The sequence below is a fragment of the Microlunatus sp. GCM10028923 genome (assembly GCF_042666975.1).
Taxonomy (GTDB): Bacteria; Actinomycetota; Actinomycetes; order Propionibacteriales; family Propionibacteriaceae; genus Microlunatus.
In genome coordinates, this window is the sequence record NZ_JBHTFF010000001.1 from 515,553 (window position 1) to 536,766 (window position 21,214).

The window sequence follows — 21,214 nt, forward strand, 5'->3', positions numbered from 1 at the left end:
TGAATGATGGACACAAATAGTGGATGTTCATCCCATATAGACACGGCGAGGTGTCCATCGTGAGTTCCTCTTCACAGCTCGGCCGGCGCAGCTTCGTCGGGCTCGGCGGTGCCGTGCTCGGGGCGGTGGCCGCGTCCCCGTTCGGTGCGGCGACGGCCTTCGGAGCCCCGCGGGAGGTGCACGTCCGGGACTTCGGCGCCCGCCCGGACGACGACACCGACGACACCGAGGCGATCCGGGCCGCGATCGCCGCCGCGAGCGCGACGGGCCGGCCGACCGTGGTCCGGTTCGACGCCGGCACCTACCGGCTCAGGCCGGACACCGAGCGCGGTGCGAGCCTGCCGATCACCGGAGCGGCCGGGCTGACCCTGGCCGGGCGGACCACGCCGGACGGTGCCCCGGCGACCCGGCTGCTCAGCGCGATCCCGCTGGCCAACGACCTCGCCCCGGCGACTCAGTTCCAGCTGATCGACTGCCACGGGCTGACCCTGCGCGACCTGATCTTGGACTACGCGCCGCGCGCCACCACCTCGGGCGAGATCGTCGCGGTCGACGCCGCCGCCGATCTGGTGACCGTCGACGTGTTCGAGGGCTCGGCCCACTTCGACGGCATGCGCTGCTACTCGGCGAACAGCTGGGACCTCGCCACCGGGCAGCTGAATCACGTGGCCCCGTTGACGATCGGCGCCAACCCGGACCAGTTCAGCAACGTCTGGCACAGCGTCCCGGGCGGTGCCGGCCGGCGTTACACGATCACCGGCTTCGGCTTCTCCGACCGGGTCCGGCCGGGCGACGGCGCCTCCTGGCACTTCAACGTGGTCGGCGGCTCGTACAACGTCTACGCGTTGGGCTGCCGGGACCTGCGGCTGGAGAACCTGTTGATCAACAACGCGATCGGCGCCGGGATCCTGGCCGGGTACGGGCACAACCTGACCTGCCGCGACGTCACCTATGCACCGGCCGGACCTGATCTTGCCGTCGGGCCGCGGGACGCCATCCACCTCTCCAACAACACCGGCCTGCTGGACTACCAGGGCGGCCGGCTGGCCGGGGTGCGCTGGGACCCGCTGGTGTCGCGGAGCTCCTTCGTCCGGGTGGCCGCGATCGAGAGCGCCCGCAAGCTCACCATCGAGCCGACCTCGGCGGGATCACGGCCGCTGCCGTTCTCTCCCGGGGACGAGCTCACGTTCTGGTCCGGCCCGCTCCCGTCGACGGTACGGATCGCCGCCGTGACCCCGGCCGACGAGGCGGGCTCGGCGTTCCTGATCATGCTCGACGCCGACCTGCCGGGCACCGTGGCGGTGGGCAGCCTGGTCACCAGCTCAGGCCACGAATGGGATCAGGCCCGGATCTCCGCGACCACGTTCGAGGGCAACATCGGCACCGCGCTCGTGTTCATGAACAAGAACCTCGTCGTCGAGCACTGCCGGTTCGCCAACAACGCGTACCACGACATCGGTTTCGGGACGACGAGCGGACCGACCGGCTCGTTCGCCCGCAACGTGATCGTCCGGGACAACGTGTTCGCCGGCTCCGGCTGGGTCCGCAAGTATGCGAAGTTCGCCTCCAACGGGGCGATCACCACCCTGGCCAACAACGGCGCGTTCACGACGCAGCCGTACAACAGCGCGATCATGATCGAGAACAACCGGTTCAGCGACCTGACCGAGGCCGGCGTCTACCTGCGCAACGCCCGCGACGTGACCGTCCGCGGCAACAGCTACCACCGGGTGACCCGGCGGGTGGTGGTGGACGAGGCCTCGACCGAGCAGATCACCGTGGCGGACTGACCGGAATCCAGCCGACTTTCGCGGATCGGGCCGGTTCGGGCCCGGAACTCGCCGAGTCGGCTGGATTCCGGTCACTCAAGCGGGGAGCCCGGGCGCGGGATGTGCGGCCATCAGCTCCGCCACCTCGCCCCGCACGGTCTCCTCGTCGCCTCCGGTGATCACCCGGTCGATCCAGTCCGCGATCGTGATCATGTCGGCGGTGCCGAGGCCGCGGGTGGTGATCGCGGGGGTGCCGATCCGTACCCCGGACGGGTCGAACGGCTTGCGGGTGTCGAACGGCACCGTGTTGTAGTTGGCCACGATCCCGGCCCGGTCCAGCGCCTTCGCCGCGGGCTTGCCGCCGATGCCCTTCGCGGTCAGATCGATCAGGATCAGATGCGTGTCGGTGCCGCCGGAGACCAGGTCGTAGCCGAGCTCGAGCAGCCGGCCGGCCAGCGCCTGCGCGTTGTCCACCACGGCCCGCGCATAGTCGGCGAACTCCGGCCGGGCCGCCTCGCCGAGCGCGACGGCGATCGCCGCGGTGGTGTGATCATGCGGCCCGCCCTGCAGCCCGGGGAACACGGCCCGGTCGATCGCCTTGGCCCGGTCGGCGTCGCAGAGCAGCATCGCGCCGCGCGGGCCGCGCAAGGTCTTGTGCGTCGTGGTCATGATCACCGGGGCGTGGCCGGCCGGCGACGGGTGCACGCCGCCGACCACCAGCCCGGCGATGTGCGAGATGTCGGCTGCCAGCAACGCGCCGCTCTCCCGGGCGATCTCGCCGAACGCGGCGAAGTCGATGGCCCGCGGGATCGCCGTACCGCCGCAGAAGATGATCTTGGGGCGCTCGGCCAGGGCAAGGTCCCGGACCTGATCAAGATCGATCCGGCCGTCCGGCCCGACCCCGTACCGGACGCCGCGGAACCAGCGCCCGGTGGCGGAGACGTCCCAGCCGTGGGTGAGGTGGCCGCCCATCGGCAGGCCCATCCCGAGGATCGTGTCGCCCGGTTCGGCGAACGCGAGGTAGATCGCCAGGTTGGCCGGCGACCCCGAGTACGGCTGCACGTTGGCATGATCAACTCCGAACAGTCTCCTGGCCCGCTCGGCCGCCAGCAGCTCGATCCGGTCCACGATCTGGTTGCCCTCGTAGTAGCGGCGTCCCGGATAGCCCTCGCTGTATTTGTTCTGCAGCACGCTGCCCGAGGCCGCCAGCACGGCGGGGGAGACGTAGTTCTCGCTGGGGATCAGGCGCAGCGTGCTCGCCTGGAATTCCTCCTCGGCGCGGATCAGTTCCGCGACGTCGAGATCAGTGGTTGCCGTGAGTGTCATGCCATGGTCCTTCCGGTCGTAGGTGACCGGATGCCCAGGCGGGCGACATCGCGTTGTGGGTCGATCTTCGCGGCTCCCTCCGGGTTCACTCCCGGGTACGCCAGTCACCGCGACAGCAAGATCATAACCACACGGCTCAGGGTGCGTCTGCATCGAAGGTTGCAGGCGGGATGAATCCGATGGCCGATGTGGGTACGGGCGCGGATCCCTAGCGTCGAAGGGGTGACGACGACCTCTCCGGATTCCACCGTCTCGAAACCCTCCACCGCCACCAGACTGCACGGCCTGGATGCGCTCCGGGCCGGGGCGCTGCTGCTGGGCATCGTGCTGCACGGCCTGGTCCCGTTCCTGCCCGACGGCGGCTGGCTGGTGGTCGACCGCTACCGGAGCGAGGCCGCGCTGGCCGCGGTCTACCTGATCCATCTGTTCCGGATGGTGCTGTTCATGGTGCTGGCCGGCTACTTCGGCCGGATGGTGCTGCAGCGCCGCGGCGCCGGGGCGTATCTCCGTGACCGGGCGCTGCGGATCGGGTTGCCGGCGGTGGCGTTCTGGCCGGTCGCGGTCGGCTCGCTCGTCCTGATCGCCATCGCGGCGGGCAACCTGGACGGCGCCGAGGCGACCCAGCCGGTGGCCGAGCTGCCCGGACCGCTCGCCGTGATGATGCCCGGCCACCTCTGGTTCCTGGTCACCCTGCTGCAGTTGGTGCTGGTCACGGTGGCCGGCCGCGCGGTGCTGCTCCGGGTGTTCGGTGCCGACCGCTGCGGGCTGGCCGCGGGCCGGATCGGGTCGCTGCTCGCGTCGCCGGCCGGCCTTGGGATTGCCGCGCTGCCGTACTTCGCGGGGCTGATGCTGCAGGGCGGCGTCGCTGACCTCGGCATCCAGGAGCCGACGACGATCGTCCCGGTGCCGGGAGCGTCGGCCGCCTACCTGGGCGCGTTCCTGACCGGCTGGTTCCTGCAGGCCCGGACCGACGCCCTGCCGCGGCTGGGCGGTCGCTGGCCGGTGCTGCTGGTGATGGCCGCGGTGCTGTCGGTGATCGGGTGGTTCGCGCCCGACGTGCTGCCGTCGCCGGTCAGCTCAGCGGTGGTCGCACTGGCCGGCTGGGCCTGGACGTTCGGCCTGCTCGGCCTCGCGGTCCGGACGCTGCGGCGGGAACGGCCGGTGGTGCGCTACCTGGCCGACGCGTCCTACTGGATGTATCTGCTGCACCTGCCGCTGCTGCTGCTGATCGAGCTCGGGCTGCGCGATCTGGCCTGGCCGATCCCGGTCAAGCTGCTGATCGCCTGGGCCGGCTGCACGGCGATCCTGCTGCTCACGTACGACCTGCTGGTCCGGTCCAGCTGGCTCGGCCGCTGGCTGAACGGTCGCCGGCAGCCTTCCGTACTGCTCAGAACATCCCGGTCCCGTAGTCGGTGATCGGCGGCTGGAAGCCGGGCGACCTGGGGCGCTCCGGCAGCGTCCGGGACGGCGGGGGCGGCGGGTCGATGATCTCGGCCCCGGTCAGCAGCTGCCATCCCTCCTTGGGCACCTCGGCGCCGATCTTGTCCGACAGCAACTTGGCGGTCCGCGGGCTGAAGGTCACGTAGAGGTGCGGCTCCTCGGCCCGGATCCGGTCCAGCGCGGCGTTGACCTGGTCGTAGGTCAGACCGAGCTCACCGGCCACCTTCTGGTCCGCGCAGGGATCGAGCCGGTCGACGGCGATGTCGAAGGTGGCCAGGTCGGCGCCGACCGCCGGGACCTGGCAGAAGTGACGGTGGTAGCGCCACACCGCGTCGTCGGGACCGGGCACCTCGGGCAGGGGACGGGGATCGGTCATCCCACGACCCTAAGACCGGGTTGGTACCGTTGGCGACGACATGGAGCAGGCGAGTTCAGATCCGGCCGCGGCGTACGCCAGGTTCCGGCAACGGCAGCTGAGCCCGCTGCTCGCCGAGTTCGCGGGTGGGTACGGCTTCGAGCTGGACGACTACCAGCGCGAGGCGTGTGCGCACGTCGAGACCGGGTCCGGGGTGCTCGTCGCGGCGCCGACCGGGGCCGGCAAGACGATCGTCGGCGAGTTCGCGGTCTTCCTCGCGCTGCGGACCGGCCGGAAGTGCTTCTACACCACGCCGATCAAGGCGCTGTCCAACCAGAAGTACGCCGACCTGGTCCGGGCCTACGGGGCGGCGTCGGTCGGCCTGCTGACCGGTGACACCTCGATCAACTCCGAGGCGCCGGTGGTCGTGATGACCACCGAGGTGCTGCGCAACATGATCTACGCCCGGTCCGCGACGCTGGCCAACCTCGGCTACGTGGTGATGGACGAGGTGCACTACCTGGCCGACCGGTTCCGCGGCGCGGTCTGGGAGGAAGTGATCATCGGGCTGGCCGAGTCGATCCAGGTGATCGCGCTGTCGGCGACGGTGAGCAACGCCGAGGAGTTCGGCGAGTGGCTGGCCGAGGTGCGCGGCGACGTCGCCGTGGTGGTGTCGGAGCGGCGGCCGGTGCCGCTGTTCCAGCACGTCATGGTGGGCCGGCGGATCCATGATCTTTTCGCCGACGTCGCGCCGACCGCGCAGGCGACGCCGCAGCCGGGCAAGGCCGAGGTGAACCCGGAGCTGATCAAGGTCGCCCGGGACGAGGCGCGCCGGGTGCGGGACGACTCGCGCCGGCCGCGCGGCCGCACCGGCAAGGGCAAACGCACCGTCGGCTACGGCAGCGGCCGGTACGGCGGCGCGGCGCACAAGCGATTCTCCGAGGGCGGCCCGTCCCGGTCGTCACGCTCGATGGTGCCGAACCGGCCGGACCTGGTGGAGCGGCTGGACGCCGAGGCGCTGCTGCCGGCGATCGTGTTCATCTTCTCCCGGGTCGGCTGTGACGCGGCGGTCGGTCAACTGCTGGCGTCCGGCATCAAGCTCACCTCGCCGGAGGAGCGGCGCGAGATCGCGCTGATCATCGAACGGCACGTGTCCGGGCTGAGCGGGGCCGACCTGCGCGCTCTTGATCATGGCCGGTTCGCCGAGGCGCTGGAGCGGGGGATCGCGGCCCACCACGCCGGGATGCTGCCCGCCTACAAGGAATGCGTCGAGGAGGCGTTCGTCCGCGGGCTGATCAAGGTCGTGTTCGCGACCGAGACGCTGGCGCTCGGGATCAACATGCCGGCCCGCAGCGTGGTGCTGGAGAAGCTGGTCAAGTACAACGGCGAATCGCACGCCGACATCACGCCCGGCGAATACACGCAGCTGACCGGGCGGGCCGGCCGGCGCGGCATCGACATCGAGGGCCACGCGGTCGTGCTGTGGCAGCCGGGCCTCGACCCGCGGGCGCTGGCCGGGCTGGCGTCGCGGCGTACCTATCCGCTGAAGTCGTCCTTCGCGCCCACGTACAACATGGCGGTGAACCTGGTCGGCACGGTCGGCCGGGAGCGCGCCAGAACCCTGCTGGAGCAGTCTTTCGCGCAGTTCCAGTCGGACCGGTCGGTGGTCGGCTGGGCCCGTACCCTGACCAAGAACACCGAGGCCGTCGCCGGCTACTGGGAGGCGGCCGAGTGCGAGCGGGGCGACTTCGCCGAGTACGCCAAGCTGCGCGCCGAGATCTCGCAGACCGAGGCCGAGCTGGCCCGCAGCCGCAAGTCCGATCGCCGGGCCGAGGCGCTGGAATCGTTGTTGATCTTGCAGCCGGGCGACGTGGTCCGGGTGCCGCAGGGCAGGAGCCAGGGCTGGGTCGTGATCATCGACCCGGGCACCAGGGACCGCAAGGGTTCCTCGGACCCGCGGCCGCTGGTGCTGACCGAGGACCGGCAGGTCCGCCGGCTCAGCCTGGTCGACTTCCCGACCCCGGTGAAGGCGGCCGGCCGGATGAAGATCAACAAGCGGTTCGACCCGCGGGAGCCGGCGTCCCGGCGCAACCTGGCGGCCGCGCTGCGGAACAAGCTGATCGGAATCGATCATGATCCGGAACGGCACCGGGTACCGGCCGACCCGGAGCTGACCGAGCGGATCGGCGAGCTGCGGGAACGGATGCGGGAACACCCGTGTCACGACTGCCCGGACCGGGAGGCGCACGCCCGCTGGTCGGAGCGGGCGCTCCGGCTGGAACGCGAGGTGGCGCAGACGGAGCGGCGGATGGCGTCGCGGACCAACACGATCGCGAACCGGTTCGACCGGATCTGCACCGTGCTGCAGTCGCTCGGCTACCTGGCCGAGGGCGACGAGGTGACCGACGAGGGCCGGATGCTGGCCCGGATCTACAGCGAACTTGATCTTGTCGCCGCCGAGTGCATCCGGGCCGGTGTGTTCGACGGGCTGAGCCATCCGCAGCTGGCCGCCGTCCTGGCGTCGCTGGTGTTCGAGGCGCGGCGCAGCGACGACGGCGTCCGGCGCCCGCGGATGCCGGACAGCCGGACCGACGCCGCGATGACCCAGCTGCGGCGGATCTGGCGCGAGGTGTCCCTGGTCGAGCGGGACGCCCGGCTCGAGCCGGGCCCGGAGCCCGACATCGGCTTCAGCCAGGCAGCCTTCTCCTGGGCCGCCGGCCGACCCCTGTCGGCGGTGCTCACCGACTCGGGCCTCACCGCGGGCGACTTCGTCCGCTGGGTCCGCCAGGTGATCGACTTCGCCGACCAGGTCGGCCACGCCGCAGGCCCGGGCGAGCTGCGCGACACGGCCCGGCGGATCGTCACCTCGATGCGGCGGGGCGTGGTCGACTTCGTACCGGACGATTCGGACGACGTCTGACGATCGCCACGCAGCGGGCTCCCGTAGGCTGACGCCGTGACACAGGAGCGGGGGCCCGGTGATCTGATCGACGACCGGTTCCGACTGATCGAGCGCCTCGGTTCGGGTGCGATGGGGGCGGTCTGGCGGGCGCTGGACGAGCTACTTCAGCGCGAGGTCGCGCTGAAGGAGGTCAAGCCGGCCGATCCGGGGTTGGCGACCGATCCCGGGTTCGCCGAGATGCTGCGGACCCGGGTGCTCCGCGAGGCCCAGGCGCTGGCCCGGATCCACCACCCGCACGTGGTCACCATCCACCACATCGTCGACTTGCCCGGCGAGACTCATCCCTGGCTGGTGATGGAGCTCGTCCGGGGCGGCACGTTGGAGGACAAGCTGGCGTCCGGCCCGATGGCGCCGGACGAGGTGGCCGAGCTCGGCCGCGGGCTGCTCGGCGCGCTCCGGGCCGCGCACGCTGCGGGGATCTGCCACCGCGACGTGAAGCCGGCGAACGTGCTGCTCCGGCCGGATGGCAGCCCGGTGCTGACCGATTTCGGGATCGCCGATCTTGCCGACACCTCCCGGTTGACGATGACCGGTGGGCTGACCGGGTCGCCGGCCTACATCGCCCCGGAGCGCTTGTACGGCAGCGAGGGCAACCCGGCCTCGGACCTGTGGTCGCTCGGCATGCTGCTGTACGTCGCCGTCGAGGGGACCCACCCGGTGCGCCGGTCGACGGCGGCCGCGACCCTGGCCGCGGTGATGTCCGGCGTGGTGCCGGCCGCGACCCGGGCCGGCGCCCTCGACCCGGCCCTGCGCGCGGTGCTGGTCGCCGATCCGGCTCGCCGGGCGAACGCGGAGCAGCTGGACGCGCTGCTGGTCCGGGCCCTCGAACCGCCGCCCGCCGGCCTGGCCGTTCCGGGTCTGGCGGCCGCGCCGCCCTCGGCGTACCCGGCGTCGGCGGGCTCCCCGTTCCCGGTGGCGGCGAGCGCCGGCTCGCCGTCGGTTCGTGGCGGCGACAGTTCCGCGACGAACCAGCTCTGGCCCCAGGTGCCGCCGAAGGATCCCGAGCCGAAGAAGCGCCGTTCCGGAGTCGGAGTCAGCGTCGCCGTCGGCGCCCTGATCCTGGCGCTGATCGCGGGCGCGGCCCTGATCGGCAACACGATGGTCCCGTGGTTCCGGCAACAGACCCTGTCGGCCGAGCAACGACCCGAACTGTCCCCGTCGGCCGAGACCGACGACCCGACTCCGTCTGAGGAACCTTCCGAGGAGCCGTCCAAGGAGACGACCGCACCGCCGACCTCGGCGCCGCCGTCCTCGGCGAAGCCCGGCTCGCTGCTGACCGAGGCCGGCATCGAGCAGATGATCAAGGCGTTCAAGAAGGCAGCCGGCACGACCAAGTTCAGCGAGCTCAGCATCTTCGAGGAACACGCGGTGGCCGAGGTCCCGGTCAAGGGCCGGAAGAACGCCGCCGACGACTACGTCTATCGGGACGGCGTCGCGGAACCGTGGACCTCGGGTCCCGCCATCACGGACGGATCAACCGTCGACGTGACCAAGATCGACTGGGGCGTCCTGCCCAAGCTGCTGAAGCAGGCCGATCAGAAACTGAAGGTGGACAAGCCGACCAGCCGGTACGTGCTGGTCAAGGCTTCCTGGACGTTCGCCGACGACGCCCCGGTGATCATGGTGTATCTCGGCGACACGTACGGGACCGGCTATCTGGTCGCCGATCTCGACGGCAACGTGATCGACGTCAACCCGGCTCAGTAGCCCGTCCGAAGGTACGAAAGCCCCGGCACGCAGCAGTAACTTCAGGTCGATTCGCGACGCTCGGGTGCACCGCGGGTACCGAGTCCGGCGCTCCCGTAGGCTGACCCGGTGGCACAGGAGCACGAGCCCGGTGATCTGATCGACAACCGGTTTCGACTGATCGAACGCCTGGGGACGGGGGCGATGGGCGCGGTCTGGCGTGCCCTGGACGAGGTTCTGCAGCGCGAGGTGGCGCTGAAGGAGGTCAGGCCGGCCGATCCTGGGCTGATGACCGATCCGGACTTCGCCGAGATGCTGCGGACCCGGGTGCTCCGTGAGGCGCAGGCACTGGCCCGGATCGATCACCCGCATGTCGTCGCCATTCACAACATCGTCGACGTGCCCGGCGAGCTGCATCCGTGGCTGGTGATGGAACTGGTCCTCGGCGGCACCCTGGAGGACCGACTGGCCGCGGGTCCGATGGCGCCGGAGGACGTCGCGGCGATGGGCCGCGGTCTGCTCGGGGCGTTGCGGGCGGCGCATGTCGCCGGGATCTGCCACCGTGACGTGAAGCCGGCGAACGTGCTGCTTCGGCCGGACGGCCGTCCGGTGCTGACCGACTTCGGGATCGCCGATCTTGCCGACACGTCCCGGCTGACCATGACCGGCGAACTGACCGGGTCGCCGGCCTACATCGCCCCCGAGCGGTTGCACGGCAGCGAGGGCAACCCGGCCTCCGACCTGTGGTCGCTCGGGATGCTGCTGTACGTGGCCGTCGAAGGCGTCCACCCGTTGCGGCGGTCCACCGCGGTGGAGACGCTGGCGGCCGTGATGTCTGGGGTCGTACCGACTGCGACCCGGGCCGGGGCCCTGGGCCCGGCGCTGGACGCGGTGCTGGTCGCCGATCCGGCTCACCGGGCGACCGCGGAGCAGCTCGAGCCGCTGCTGGTCGCCGCCCTCAGGCCCGGCGCACCCGGGCCCGCGCCGTCACCGGCCCGCGCGTACGCGGCGTCGCCTGCCTCGGCGAGCACGCCTTCACCGGCCCCGGCGAACGCGCCCTCGCCGGCCCCGGCGAACGTGCCCTCGCCGGCCTCGGCGAACGTGCCGTCGCCGGACCCAGCGGGCCACCCGTCGTCCGCCGGTTCGCCGGCCCCGTCGGCCGTGAGCGGGGGCTCGCCCACCGAACCGTCGCTGACCGGCCGGCCCGTGGACGGAGTAGCTGGCTCGAGTTCCGCGACCACCCAGCGCCTGACCCTCGAGCCGCCGCAGCGGGAGAAGCGACGCCGGCCGGGCGCCGTGGCCTGGGTGCTCATCGGGGTGCTGGCGCTGGTGCTGATCGGCGGGGCGGCCGTGGTCGGGTTCGGGCTCGTACCGCGGTTCCAGGCGGCGCTCGGGGGCCAAGGGTCGATGAGTCCGGAACCGACGCCCGGCACCGAAACCGCCGAACCGGTGAACCTGCACACCGAGGCCGCCATGGTGGAGCTGATCAAGGCCCTCGAGGAGGTCGCCGGCACGACCGAGTTCAGCCATTTCCTCGTGTACGAGGACTCCGCGCTGGCCAGTGTCCCGGTCGAGGACGACTCGGACACGGACACGGTCGACACCTACCTGTATCAGGACGGCACCGCCGAACTGTGGCAGTCCGGCCCCGGCGAACCGGACGCCCGGACGGTCGACGTGTCCGAGATCGAATGGGACGTCCTGCCCAAGCTCCTGAGCCGGGCCAACAAGAGCCTGGACACGGACAAGTCGACCAGCCGGCAGGTGTCGGTCGAGTACGACCCCTTCTACGACACCCGGGTGATCAAGGTGGTCCTGTCCGGCAAGCCCGGCACCGGTGGCGACCTGGTCGCCCACCTGAACGGGGACATCATCGACATCACTCCGGCCGAGTAGCAGCCAAGGTACGCCGGAAGCCGAGGCACAGGCTCAGCGCGATCCCGACCAGGACGGCGGCGATCCACGCCGGACCTCGCAGTCCCAGGCTGGTGCCGAGCGACAGGCCGGCGACCGCGGGGCCGAGCGCGGCGCCGACGTTCAGCGCCGCCGTCGCCGAGGCTCCCGCCAGCGTCGGGGCCCCGGACGCCGCATAGAGCGCTCGCGCGATCAGGGTGCTGCCGACACCGAACGACAGTGTGCCGAGCAGCAGCACGAGGATGATCAACAGGACCGGGCGTCCGGCTCCGATCGCCAACGCGACCCAGCCGGCCAGCAGCGCCGGGCCGCCGACCATGATCACCAGCCAGGGCCGACGGTCAGCCAGCCGACCGGCGATCATCACGCCGGCGAAGGAGCCGAGGCCGAAGATCATCAGGGTGGCCGGCACCCAGATCGGGGCCAGTCCGGCGAGCTCGGTGACCACCGGGGCCAGGAAGGTGAAGGCCCCGAACGTCGCCGCGTTGACCAGGGCACCGACCACCAGGGTCATGATCAACGTCGGCCGGCGCAGCTCGGCCAGCTCCCGGCCCAGGTCGAGGAGCTGCCGACCGGGCTCGGGCAGCCGTACGGCGAGGACGCCGATCAGGGCCGGCAGGCAGAGCAGGGCGATCGCCCAGAACGTGGTACGCCAGCCGAGCATGGTGCCGAGCAGCGCGCCGCCGGGCACGCCGGCGATGGTGGCGAGCGTCGTACCGGCGAGCAGGATCGACAGCGCGCGCCCCTTCCGGTCGGCCGGGACGAGCGCCACGGCCGCACTCAGCGCGACGGCGAGGAAGCCGGCGTTGGTCACCGCCGCGACGACCCGGGTCGCGAACAAGATCACGAAGCTCCCGGTCAGCGCGCCGGCGGTGTGCGCCAGCAGGAACACGATCAGGAAGCCGGCCAGGGCGGCGCGCCGCGGCCAGTTCCGGGCCAGTACGGCCAGCAGCGGGGCGCCGACGACCATGCCGATCGCGAAGGCCGAGGTCAGCAGCCCGGCCGTACCGACGCCGACGTCGAGGTCGGCGGCCAGCGTGGGGACCAGGCCGGCCAGCATGAATTCCGAGGTGCCCATGGCGAACACGGCCAGGGCGAGCAGATAGAGCGGGAAGGGCATGACAGAAGACTCCGAGGTGAGAGAGATCAGGGATCGTCTCGGTCACCGCGGTCAGCGGATCAGTTGATCAAGGAATCAGGTGATCACGGGGCTGACGGATGACCGGCAGCCCCGGTCCTGTCTGCCTCCGGAGTCGTCACGGACGGAAACGTTAGCCGGTCGGCGATCCGGCCACCAACTCGATTTCGAATCCGTCACTGTTGATCAGGTACGCCGCGTAGTGCTCCGGACCGCCGGCGTACGGATGCCGGTCCGGGAACAGCAGCGTCCAGCCGTGCCCCGCGGCCTCGTCGGCGATCCGGTCCACCGTTGCCCGGGAAGCGTTGAGCGCAAGGTGATTCAGCCCGGCCGCGGTCCGGCGGTGCGGGCCGGGCAGCACGTCCGGCGACTGCTCGACGACGACGTACGCACCGTCGGCGGCCCGCCAGGACCGCCCGGCCGGCCAGTTCTGGTGCAGCGACCAACCCAGCTCCCCGAACAACCACGCCCATTCCGGCTCGGCCCGGGCCAGGTCGGTGACCCAGAGCTCGACGTGGTGGATCGACGAGGTCAACGGGCCTGGCTGACCGTCGACATGTTGAAGTCGGGCACCCGGACCGGCGGCATGATCGTCCGGGTGAACCAGTCGTTCCACTCCCGGCAGAGCGTCTTCTCGGCCCGGCCGACCTCGGAGATCCGGGACAGCAGGTCGACCGGCGACTCGTTGAACCGGAAGTTGTTCACCGCGCCGGTGATCTTGCCGTTCTCGATCAGGTAGACCCCGTCCCGGGTCAGCCCGGTCAGCAGCAGGGTCTGCGGGTCGACCTCGCGGATGTACCAGAGGCAGGTCAGCAGCAGGCCGCGCTCGGTGCCGGCGATCATCTCCTCGATCGTCGCGGTGCCGCCGGCGTCCATGATCAAGTTGTCGATCTCGGCGACGGCCGGCCGGCCGGACGCGGACCGGGCGGCCCAGGCCCGGGTCCGGACCAGCTCGTTCAGGGTGCCGTCCTTGACCCAGGCGGTCCGGGACAGGGGCATCCCGTTGTCGAACACCGAGCTGTTCTCGCCGGAGCTGCCGGTGATCACGAACGGGTCGCACTCGATCCCCGGCTCGGCCGGATCGGAGGCCAGCGTGATCGGCAACTCGCTCAGCCGCTGGCCGATCCGGGTGCCGCCCTGCTTGTCCGAGTAGACGCTCCGGCCCTCCTCGGCGGCCCTCGCGCCGGCGGTCCAGTACGCGTAGATCATCAGGTCGGCGATCGCGCCGGGCGGCAGGATCGTCTCGTACCGCCCGGGCGGCAGCTCGACCGGGTTGGCGTGCCAGCCGAGGCGCTGGTTCACCTCGGCGGCCAGCCCCGGGACGTCGACGTCGGTGAAGTCCGCGGTCGCCGCACCGACCCAGGCCGACGCGGTCAGGTCGGCCGTCTTGGCGTTCAGTTCGATCTTGCCGCTGCGCAGCACCGACCGGCGGCGCTGGCCGTCGCCGGTGGCGAGATAGCTCGTGGTGACCAGGTGCTCAGCGAACCCGAACAGCAGCCGGCCCTCGTCGCCGGCCTGCCGGAACGCCTCGCCGAGCGCGGGGGCGACCGCGGTGAAGACCTCGATGTCGGTGCCGGCCGGCGGCTCGTCGAAGTCGCCGCCCGGCTCGCCGGCGGGCAGCGGTTCGGCGGCGTCCTCGGCGGCGGCGGAGGCTCGGGCCGACCGTTCGGCGGCGGCCACCTGGCCGGCCACGTCATGATCATCCCCGGCCTGCCGGCTGATCACGCCGGCGGCCGTGCCACCGGTCACCTCGGCGAAGCTGATCACCGTGAGTTCCCGGCCGTGCATCTGGCCGTTGGTGGTGAGCTGGTTGTTGGCCCAGCGCAGATTCGCCTGGTACGTCTCGCGGACCAGCACGGTCACCGGCAGGGTGGCGGCCGCCAGCGCATCGGTGATCAACTGCTGGGCCGAGGTCTTGGTGCCGGATTCCTTTGCTGCCATCACTGGCCCCCCTCGGACACGGTGTTCAGGATGTTGACCTGGCGGAACAGCGCCGACGGGCAGCCGTGCGACACCGGCGCGATCTGGCCGGGCTGGCCCTTGCCGCAGTTGAACGCGCCGCCCAGCTGGTACGTCTGCGGCCCGCCGACCGCCTCCATCGAGCGCCAGAAGTCGGTCGTCGTCGCCTGGTACGCGACGTCGCGCAACTGGTGCGTCAGCTTGCCGTTCTCGATCGCGTAGAAGCGCTGCCCGGTGAACTGGAAGTTGTAGCGCTGCATGTCGATCGACCAGGACTTGTCGCCGACGATGTAGATGCCGCGATCGACCCCGCTGATCAGTTCGTCGGTGCTCGGGCCGTTCTCGGCCGGCTGCAACGACACGTTGGGCATCCGCTGCATCGGGATGTGGCCGGGGGAGTCGGCGAACGAGCAGCCGTTGGACCGCAGCCCGCGGGCGGCGGCCATCTGCCGGTTCAACTGGTAGCCGACCAGGGTGCCGCCGGTGATGATCGGGAACGTCTGCCCGGCCACGCCCTCGTCGTCGTACCCGACCGTGGCCAGACCATGATCGACTTCCCGGTCGCCGGTGACGTTCATGACTTCGCTGCCGTAGTGCAGGGTGCCGAGTTGATCAACGGTGGCGAACGACGTGCCGGCGTAGGCGGCCTCGTAGCCGAGCGCCCGGTCCAGCTCGGTCGCGTGCCCGATCGACTCGTGGATGGTCAGGAAGAGGTTGGTCGGATCGATCACCAGGTCGTAGCGGCCGGCCTGGACCGACGGCGCCTTCGCGTGCGCGGCCAGCAGGTCCGGCAGTTCGGCCACCTCGGCGTCGAAGTCCCAGCCGGTGCCGGTCAGGTACTCCCAGCCGCGGCCGGTCGGCGCGGCCAGCGTCCGCATCGACGCGAAACCATGATCACCGACGCTGATCGCATTCAGCTCCGGCTGCAGCCGGACCCGCTGCTGGGTGGTCGTGGTGCCGGCCAGGTCGGCGTAGAACTTGTTCTCCAGCACGTACCAGAGCTGGGCCTCGGCGTGGTTCACGCCGTCCGCGGCGAGCAACCGGTCACTCAGCTCGATCATCCGGCCGTCCTTCTCGGCGTCGTCCACCTGGAACGGGTCGAGCTGGTACGCGGAGATCCAGGTGGCGTCGGCGTAGACCGGCTCGGGCGCCAGCTCGACCCGCTCGGTGGTCAGCGGCCGCGACACCTGGGCGGTCCGGACGGCCTGCTCGGCCAGGCCGGCGGCGGCGTCCGTACCGAGAACGATCCCGGCCGCGAATCCCCAGGTGCCCTGGTGCACCACCCGGACCGCGACGCCCAGCGTCTCGTCGTCCACCGCCGTTTCGATCTTGCTGTCGCGGTAGTTGCGGAGGCTCTGTTTGATCCGCTCGATCCGGACGTCGGCATGATCGGCGCCGAGGTCCCGGGCCCTGCTCAGGGCCGCGTCGGCTACCGCGCGGAGGGGCAGGTCGGTGAAGGTCTGATCGAGCGCGGGCATGATGCCGACCCTACCCGCGCGGGCGTCGTCGCGGAGCCGGTTTCTCAAGGTCGGTGGACCGGTGCCAGGTGGCCATCGGCGACGCGGATCGGCGAGGATGGCGGGATGGGAGAGGTGTTCGCGGGCCGGTACGAGCTCGTCGATCTGCTGGACGAGGGCGGCATGGGCACGGTCTGGCGCGCCTGGGATCTGCGCGAGTCCGCGTACCGGGCGGCGAAGGTGCTGAAGCAGTCCGACAGCGCGTCGCTGCTCCGGTTCGTCCGCGAGACCTCGTGGCGAATCGATCATGAGCACGTGATCACGCCGCTCGGCTGGGCCGGCGAGGACGACCGGGTGTTGTTCACCATGCCGCTGGTCCGCGGCGGCACCGCGGCGTTGTTGATCAAGGACTACGGCCGGCTGCCACCGCTCTGGGCGATCACCCTGCTCGACCAGTTGCTGCAGGCGCTGGCGGCCGTCCATGCGGTCGGCCTGGTGCATCGCGACGTGAAGCCGAGCAACTTGCTGCTGGAGGCGACCGGGCGGGACCGGCCGCTGCTCCGGCTGACCGACTTCGGCATCGCGGCGGCGGTCGACGACCCGCGGCTGACCCGGGTCGGCGAGGTGATCGGCACCCCGGGCTACCTGTCCCCGGAGGCGGCGTACGGCGCCGATCCGGACCCGCGGCAGGACCTCTACGCGGCCGGCCTGGTCGCTCTCGAACTGCTCACCGGCCGGAAGTCCGGCTCCCGGCCCGAGCTCCCGGCCGACCTGCAGGCCGGCCCGCTCGGGCCGCTGCTGGGCCGGCTGCTGGCGCCGAACCCGGCCGACCGGATCGGCTCCGCCGAGCAGGCCCGGGCCGAGCTCGCCACGGTCAGGTGGTGGGGCGATCCGGGCGCCGAGATCGAGGTGTTCGACCACCTGCCGGCCCTGCCGCCGGGCTGGCATCCGGACGGGCCGGAGACCCGGGCCCGGCCGCTGCCCTCCGGTACGTCGGCCGGCTCTGCCGCCAGCGCGACCGGGCCGGCCCCGCAGCCACCGCAACTCGCGCCCGCGCAGCCGTCGACCAAGCCCGATCCCGTCCCGTACCAGCCGGTGGGGGACGAGGCGGCGACCGTGTCCCGGACCGCGCTGGCCCCGGAGCGGCGCCGGCGGCTGACCGGGATCGCGGTCGGTGCGGTCGGGCTCGGCGTGGTCTGCCTCGTCGTCGCCCTGGTGTTGCTGCTGACCTGAGCGGCGGATTCTCGTACGCTGGGGTCCGTTCACTGATGCAAACGGAGGTCGGTTCATGGCGGCACCGGACGAGGTGGAGCGAGCCCGCACCGAGCAGACCAGGCTGTACGGCGACACGCTGCAGCGACTGGTCGGGCGCTACTGCGCCGCGCTCGGGCTGAGCCAGGGCAAGCTGGCCGAACTGCTCGGGGTCTCCGCGCCGATGCTGTCCCAGTTGATCAACGGGCACCGGGTGAAGCTGGCCAACCCGGCCAGCGGGGAGCGGCTGCGGCTGCTGCACGAGGCCGTGATCGACGTCGAACTGGGCCGGCTCACGCCCGCGGAGGCGATGACCCAGGTCACCGAGGACCGCTCCGGCGACGTGCTCACCTCCCGTACCCGGTCGGTGTCGCGGAACACCGTCCGCCAGGTGCAGGAGGTGTTCCGGCTGGCCGCCGGCGCCGACGAGTACGCGGCCGTGGCGGCCCAGATCCGGGACCGGCATCCGGCGGTCGCCGACCTGCTGCTCGCCTACGGGGTGTCCCGGACCGACGACGCGCTGCGCCACTTCGCCAAGATCACCGAGCCCTGAGCCCGAACGCTCCCTGAGCCTGTCGAAGGGCTGGCCCGATGTGGCTGGCCCAACGACCAAGATCACCGGGTCCTGAGCCCGAACGCTCCCTGAGCCTGTCGAAGGGCGGGCCCGATGTGGCTGGCCCAACGACCAAGATCACCGGGTCCTGAGCCCGAACGCTCCCTGAGCCTGTCGAAGGGCGGGCCCGATGTGGCTGGCCCAACGACCAAGATCACCGGGTCCTGAGCCCGAACGCTCCCTGAGCCTGTCGAAGGGCTGGCCCGATGTGGCTTGGCCCTTCGACAAGCTCAGGGAGCTTGGTGATGCGTCGCGGTCAGTGGCGGCGGAGCCAGACCAGGAGTCCGGTGCCGCCGCCGACCAGGGCTACCGCGCCGGTGACCAGGGCCGCGGTGAGCGCGACCGGCGGGCCGGGCTTGCCGTCGTCGGCCGTACCGTCCGTACCGTCACCCGAGCCGCCGTTGCCCGGCTGCCCGTCGGCCGGCGGGTCCGAGACCGGCGGCTCGGCGGACTCACTCGCCGAGGGCTCGCTCGAGGGCGTCTCGGACGGCGTGGGTTCCGGGGTCGGCGTCTCGGCCGGCGGGGGAGCGTCGTTGGCGTACTGGGGCGCTCCGTTCGGCGTACCGATCACTCCGACGGTCAGCGTCATCGGCAGTGCGAAGGCGGGCTCGTCCTCGGCCTCGCGGTCCAGCTGGACGGTGACGTAGAACTCGCCGGCCAGGGCGTTGTTCTGCTCGTCGTCACCGGAGCCGTCCCGGTTGGCCCACCGGACCTCCTTGGACTGCGCGCCCACCTCGTTGCCGTCCCGGGTGACGATCGAGGTGTCACCGGCCGGGCCGCCCTTGCCGAAGATCGCCCTCGCCGGGCCGCCGTACGGCGACAGGATGTCGACCGAGTAGCGCCGCGCTCCGCGGGAGACCCACTGGTCGGCCTTGGCCAGCTTGGCGATCTGGCCCAGCACCTGGATCCGCTGACCCCAGTCCGCCTTCACCTTGAAGGTCTGGATCTCGCCGGGCATCACGTCGACCCGGTACGTGCCCGAGGTGATCGTCGGGGCGTCGGCGAACGAGCTGCCGGGCTGGATGGCCTTCGGGCTGCGCGGGGCCATCGACTGCCAGTGCGGGTCGTCGACCTCCGCCGGCAGCCCGGCCCGGGTCGCGACCGGCGGCTCCTCGTCCACCCGCAGCTGGAACTTCTGTCCGGCCAGGCTGTCCGAGAAGTCCGTGAAGCCCACCTGGAGCAGGAACTCGGTGGCTGCGTTGCAGTCCTTGTTGCTCTTCGTGTGGCTGGTCACGACCCCAGTCAGCAGATTCCTGGAGTGCTTGCCGCCGATCGCCGACGGATAGGCGAACCCGCAGGTCTCGTCCAGGTCCTCCGGCAACACGAGCTTCATGGCGAGCTGCGTCCTGGAGGACGGCGCCTGCAGGCTTGCGCCGATCCAGAAGGTGGACTGCGCCATGGTGCGCTTGAGCCGGTAGTACTTGACCGCCTCCGCCTCGGTCGGCAGCTTGTCCAGCCAGGAGCCCGGGCCGAAGTCCGGCGCGGTGGCCGGCTCGTCGCTGCCGGTGATCGGGGTGCCGCCGAGCCGGAACGGGCGGAAGGCCCGGGTGGACAGCCGGCTCAGGCTCTCCTCCAACTCCTCGGTGTCGTCGGCGTCGTAGTAGTCGCCGTTGCCCTTGTCAGCCACGCAGCGCAGCTGCTGCTCGGCCTTGCCGGACACGTTGAACCCGACGACGTCGATCTTCAGGTCGATCCCGGCGTCGGCGATCTTCTGGGCGACCGGACACGGATCGGGCACGCAGGTCTCCTCGCCGTCGGAGACCAGCAGGATGGTCCGCTGCCCCTCGGTGCCGAGGTCCTTCGCCGCCTGCTCCAGCGAGTACGCGATCGGCGTCTCGCCGTACGGCTTGTACTTCCCGATCGCCGCCTTCAGCTTGGCCTGGTTGCCGGTCCCGATCGGCACCACCAGCTGGGTGTCCTGGCAGGCGCCCTTGTCCTTGCGGTCGAACACCGTCGCCCCGTAGACCCGCATGCCCACCTGGGCGTCGTCCGGCAGCGCGTCGACCACTCCGGTCAGCGCCGTCTTCGCGGCCTCGATCTTGGTCTTGCCGTCGCCGGCCTTCTCCTTCATCGACCCGGACGAGTCGAGGACGAGCAGCAACTTGCCGTTGCCGTCCTCGGCCGCGGCCGGTGCTGTCCCGGCGATGGTCAGGGTCAGCAGGACCAGCCCACTGAGGGCCGCGGCGGCGAGCCGCCGGAGTCGTGATCGCTTGTTCATGTCGTCCTCCCCGCGATCGGCATTTACGAGTGCAAATCTGTCTTTACTATTGCAAACGTGCGGGTCATTGGCAAGCGCACGCCTCGGTCCGATCGGGCCGGGCGAGCATCGCACACCGACCTGGTCCGATCCAACGGTCGGCGGCTTTCGCTCCACCTCGAGTGGACGGAAAGGGCAGCCGGAACGCGCCAGAGTTGCCCTTTCCGTCCACTCAGTGGGTACGGCGGTCGAAGAGGGTGCACCACTCGGCGTTGAAGGACGGTGCGGGTCCGGTGTAGCCGCGTCGGCGCAACTGATCATGGACGACCTGCACCAGGCCGCGCGGGTCACGCATCCGGGCCGCGGTCACCCTGATCACGGCGTAGCCGGCGGCGATGAGTTCCTCCATCCGCTCGATGTCGACGCTCCACTGCCAGCCGTCGGTGCGGTGCTGCTCGCCCTCGTACTCGACGGCGACCCGGAAGTCGTCGTACAGCAGATCGACCTCGGCGATCCGGTGAACGTCATCGCCGACAGCAACGTTGCAGCGCGGTTCCGGGAGGCCGGTCAGGGTCAGCAGCAGTCGGAGCTCGGACTCCTTGGGGGAGCGGACTTTCGAGCGGGTCAGCTCTGCAGCCCTCCGTGCCGTACGGCAGCCTCGGCTGGAAGCGGCCTCAGCGGCGGCTGCAAGGTCGGGACCGGTCGCCCGACCGAGGCGCACCAGCCAATCCGCGGCGGCGACCGCTTCGATCAGATCCAGTTCGCGGCAGGCGTCGATCCAGGCGGACACCGGTCGGGCGACTCGCTGGGTCCGCTCCGGGAGGCGGCGGGTGCGCGTCAGGCGAACTCCCGCGGTGCGCCGGCGCAGTGCGGTCTCGGTCGCCAGTCGGATCGGCGTCGCACTCCCGACCGAGACGCCGAAGAGGTGAAGGGCCGTGACACCGGTGATCACTGCGTCGGCCGGGCCCATGAGGAGCGCTGCGGCACAGCGATCGGGCAGCGTCGGTTCGGCGTCCGCCGGCAGATAGACGCCGCGCAGCACCCGCTGGTATCGCAGTCCTCGCGGTCGTCGTCCGTGCGCCTTCTCCTGTCGGGCGAGGAGCAGTGGTGCCCGCTGATCGGCCGTGGTCATTCCCGGTTCGTCCGC

The 21,214-nt window shown here is 71.2% G+C and carries 15 protein-coding genes and 1 riboswitch; of the genes, 7 read left to right on the forward strand and 8 right to left on the reverse strand.

What is annotated here, in order from left to right:
* Positions 1-59 precede the first annotated feature (59 nt).
* Positions 60-1,790 (forward strand): glycosyl hydrolase family 28-related protein, encoded by a 1,731-nt coding sequence (locus ACFQU4_RS02315; RefSeq protein WP_377486365.1) that lies wholly within the window; start codon positions 60-62, stop codon positions 1,788-1,790.
* A 75-nt stretch (positions 1,791-1,865) separates the two neighbouring features.
* Here ACFQU4_RS02315 and glyA read toward each other — a convergent pair whose 3' ends face one another.
* Positions 1,866-3,095 carry a serine hydroxymethyltransferase gene (gene glyA / locus ACFQU4_RS02320; protein ID WP_377486368.1) on the reverse strand — a complete coding sequence of 410 codons (1,230 nt, stop codon included), beginning with the start codon at positions 3,093-3,095 and terminating at the stop codon, positions 1,866-1,868.
* A gap of 25 nt (positions 3,096-3,120) precedes the next feature.
* Positions 3,121-3,213, reverse strand: a riboswitch (ZMP/ZTP riboswitch).
* A 104-nt stretch (positions 3,214-3,317) separates the two neighbouring features.
* Here glyA and ACFQU4_RS02325 point away from each other — a divergent pair.
* The gene (locus ACFQU4_RS02325) at positions 3,318-4,511 is read left to right on the forward strand and encodes an acyltransferase family protein (protein ID WP_377486371.1); all 1,194 of its coding nucleotides are present in this window, start codon (positions 3,318-3,320) and stop codon (positions 4,509-4,511) included.
* Here ACFQU4_RS02325 and ACFQU4_RS02330 read toward each other — a convergent pair.
* Positions 4,483-4,911, reverse strand: a complete 429-nt coding sequence (locus tag ACFQU4_RS02330) for a hypothetical protein (RefSeq protein ID WP_377486374.1) — start codon at positions 4,909-4,911, stop codon at positions 4,483-4,485. The two genes, ACFQU4_RS02325 and ACFQU4_RS02330, sit on opposite strands and share 29 nt — an antisense overlap.
* A 40-nt stretch (positions 4,912-4,951) precedes the next feature.
* Between ACFQU4_RS02330 and ACFQU4_RS02335 the strand changes: the two genes are divergently transcribed.
* From ACFQU4_RS02335 to ACFQU4_RS02345, 3 genes are all read left to right on the forward strand, one after another.
* Entirely contained in the window at positions 4,952-7,810 is a 2,859-nt protein-coding gene (locus tag ACFQU4_RS02335) for a DEAD/DEAH box helicase (RefSeq protein ID WP_377486377.1), read from the forward strand.
* 36 nt (positions 7,811-7,846) lie between these two features.
* On the forward strand, positions 7,847-9,559 hold the full coding sequence (locus tag ACFQU4_RS02340; protein ID WP_377486380.1) for a serine/threonine-protein kinase: 1,713 nt from the start codon (positions 7,847-7,849) through the stop codon (positions 9,557-9,559).
* Between the two features lie 108 nt (positions 9,560-9,667).
* Entirely contained in the window at positions 9,668-11,434 is a 1,767-nt protein-coding gene (locus tag ACFQU4_RS02345; protein ID WP_377486383.1) for a protein kinase, read from the forward strand.
* Here the strand turns inward: ACFQU4_RS02345 and ACFQU4_RS02350 are convergent.
* The 4 genes from ACFQU4_RS02350 to ACFQU4_RS02365 all read right to left on the reverse strand — a co-directional run bounded on the left by ACFQU4_RS02350 (position 11,418) and on the right by ACFQU4_RS02365 (position 16,027).
* Entirely contained in the window at positions 11,418-12,572 is a 1,155-nt protein-coding gene (locus tag ACFQU4_RS02350) for a Cmx/CmrA family chloramphenicol efflux MFS transporter (RefSeq protein ID WP_377486386.1), read from the reverse strand. The two genes, ACFQU4_RS02345 and ACFQU4_RS02350, sit on opposite strands and share 17 nt — an antisense overlap.
* Before the next feature lie 151 nt (positions 12,573-12,723).
* Complete coding sequence (locus ACFQU4_RS02355; protein WP_377486389.1) at positions 12,724-13,125, reverse strand: VOC family protein; 402 nt, start codon at positions 13,123-13,125, stop codon at positions 12,724-12,726.
* A complete protein-coding gene (locus tag ACFQU4_RS02360; RefSeq protein WP_377486392.1) occupies positions 13,122-14,531 on the reverse strand; it encodes a metallopeptidase TldD-related protein in 1,410 nt (469 codons plus the stop codon). The genes ACFQU4_RS02355 and ACFQU4_RS02360 overlap by 4 nt, the downstream gene beginning before the upstream one ends.
* A complete protein-coding gene (locus ACFQU4_RS02365; RefSeq protein WP_377486395.1) occupies positions 14,531-16,027 on the reverse strand; it encodes a TldD/PmbA family protein in 1,497 nt (498 codons plus the stop codon). The genes ACFQU4_RS02360 and ACFQU4_RS02365 overlap by 1 nt, the downstream gene beginning before the upstream one ends.
* A 105-nt stretch (positions 16,028-16,132) precedes the next feature.
* Between ACFQU4_RS02365 and ACFQU4_RS02370 the strand changes: the two genes are divergently transcribed.
* Entirely contained in the window at positions 16,133-17,239 is a 1,107-nt protein-coding gene (locus ACFQU4_RS02370; protein ID WP_377486398.1) for a serine/threonine-protein kinase, read from the forward strand.
* A gap of 55 nt (positions 17,240-17,294) precedes the next feature.
* Positions 17,295-17,810, forward strand: coding sequence for a helix-turn-helix domain-containing protein (locus ACFQU4_RS02375; RefSeq protein WP_377486401.1), 516 nt, complete (start codon positions 17,295-17,297; stop codon positions 17,808-17,810).
* A gap of 316 nt (positions 17,811-18,126) precedes the next feature.
* Here the strand turns inward: ACFQU4_RS02375 and ACFQU4_RS02380 are convergent, their stop codons facing one another.
* Together ACFQU4_RS02380 and ACFQU4_RS02385 are read right to left on the reverse strand one after the other, a co-directional pair.
* Positions 18,127-20,088 carry a VWA domain-containing protein gene (locus ACFQU4_RS02380; protein ID WP_377486403.1) on the reverse strand — a complete coding sequence of 654 codons (1,962 nt, stop codon included), beginning with the start codon at positions 20,086-20,088 and terminating at the stop codon, positions 18,127-18,129.
* Between the two features lie 211 nt (positions 20,089-20,299).
* Positions 20,300-21,199 (reverse strand): hypothetical protein, encoded by a 900-nt coding sequence (locus tag ACFQU4_RS02385; protein ID WP_377486406.1) that lies wholly within the window; start codon positions 21,197-21,199, stop codon positions 20,300-20,302.
* Positions 21,200-21,214 lie beyond the last annotated feature (15 nt).

What these genes read in the sequence shown, in the direction of transcription:
- ACFQU4_RS02370 (WP_377486398.1), top strand. Translation starts at nt 16,133, where the DNA reads ATGGGAGAGGTGTTCGCGGGCCGGTACGAGCTCGTCGATCTGCTGGAC.
- ACFQU4_RS02335 (WP_377486377.1), top strand. Translation starts at nt 4,952, where the DNA reads ATGGAGCAGGCGAGTTCAGATCCGGCCGCGGCGTACGCCAGGTTCCGG.
- ACFQU4_RS02360 (WP_377486392.1), bottom strand. Translation starts at nt 14,531, where the DNA reads ATGGCAGCAAAGGAATCCGGCACCAAGACCTCGGCCCAGCAGTTGATC.
- ACFQU4_RS02375 (WP_377486401.1), top strand. Translation starts at nt 17,295, where the DNA reads ATGGCGGCACCGGACGAGGTGGAGCGAGCCCGCACCGAGCAGACCAGG.
- ACFQU4_RS02385 (WP_377486406.1), bottom strand. Translation starts at nt 21,199, where the DNA reads ATGACCACGGCCGATCAGCGGGCACCACTGCTCCTCGCCCGACAGGAG.
- glyA (WP_377486368.1), bottom strand. Translation starts at nt 3,095, where the DNA reads ATGACACTCACGGCAACCACTGATCTCGACGTCGCGGAACTGATCCGC.
- ACFQU4_RS02350 (WP_377486386.1), bottom strand. Translation starts at nt 12,572, where the DNA reads ATGCCCTTCCCGCTCTATCTGCTCGCCCTGGCCGTGTTCGCCATGGGC.
- ACFQU4_RS02380 (WP_377486403.1), bottom strand. Translation starts at nt 20,088, where the DNA reads ATGAACAAGCGATCACGACTCCGGCGGCTCGCCGCCGCGGCCCTCAGT.
- ACFQU4_RS02365 (WP_377486395.1), bottom strand. Translation starts at nt 16,027, where the DNA reads ATGCCCGCGCTCGATCAGACCTTCACCGACCTGCCCCTCCGCGCGGTA.
- ACFQU4_RS02330 (WP_377486374.1), bottom strand. Translation starts at nt 4,911, where the DNA reads ATGACCGATCCCCGTCCCCTGCCCGAGGTGCCCGGTCCCGACGACGCG.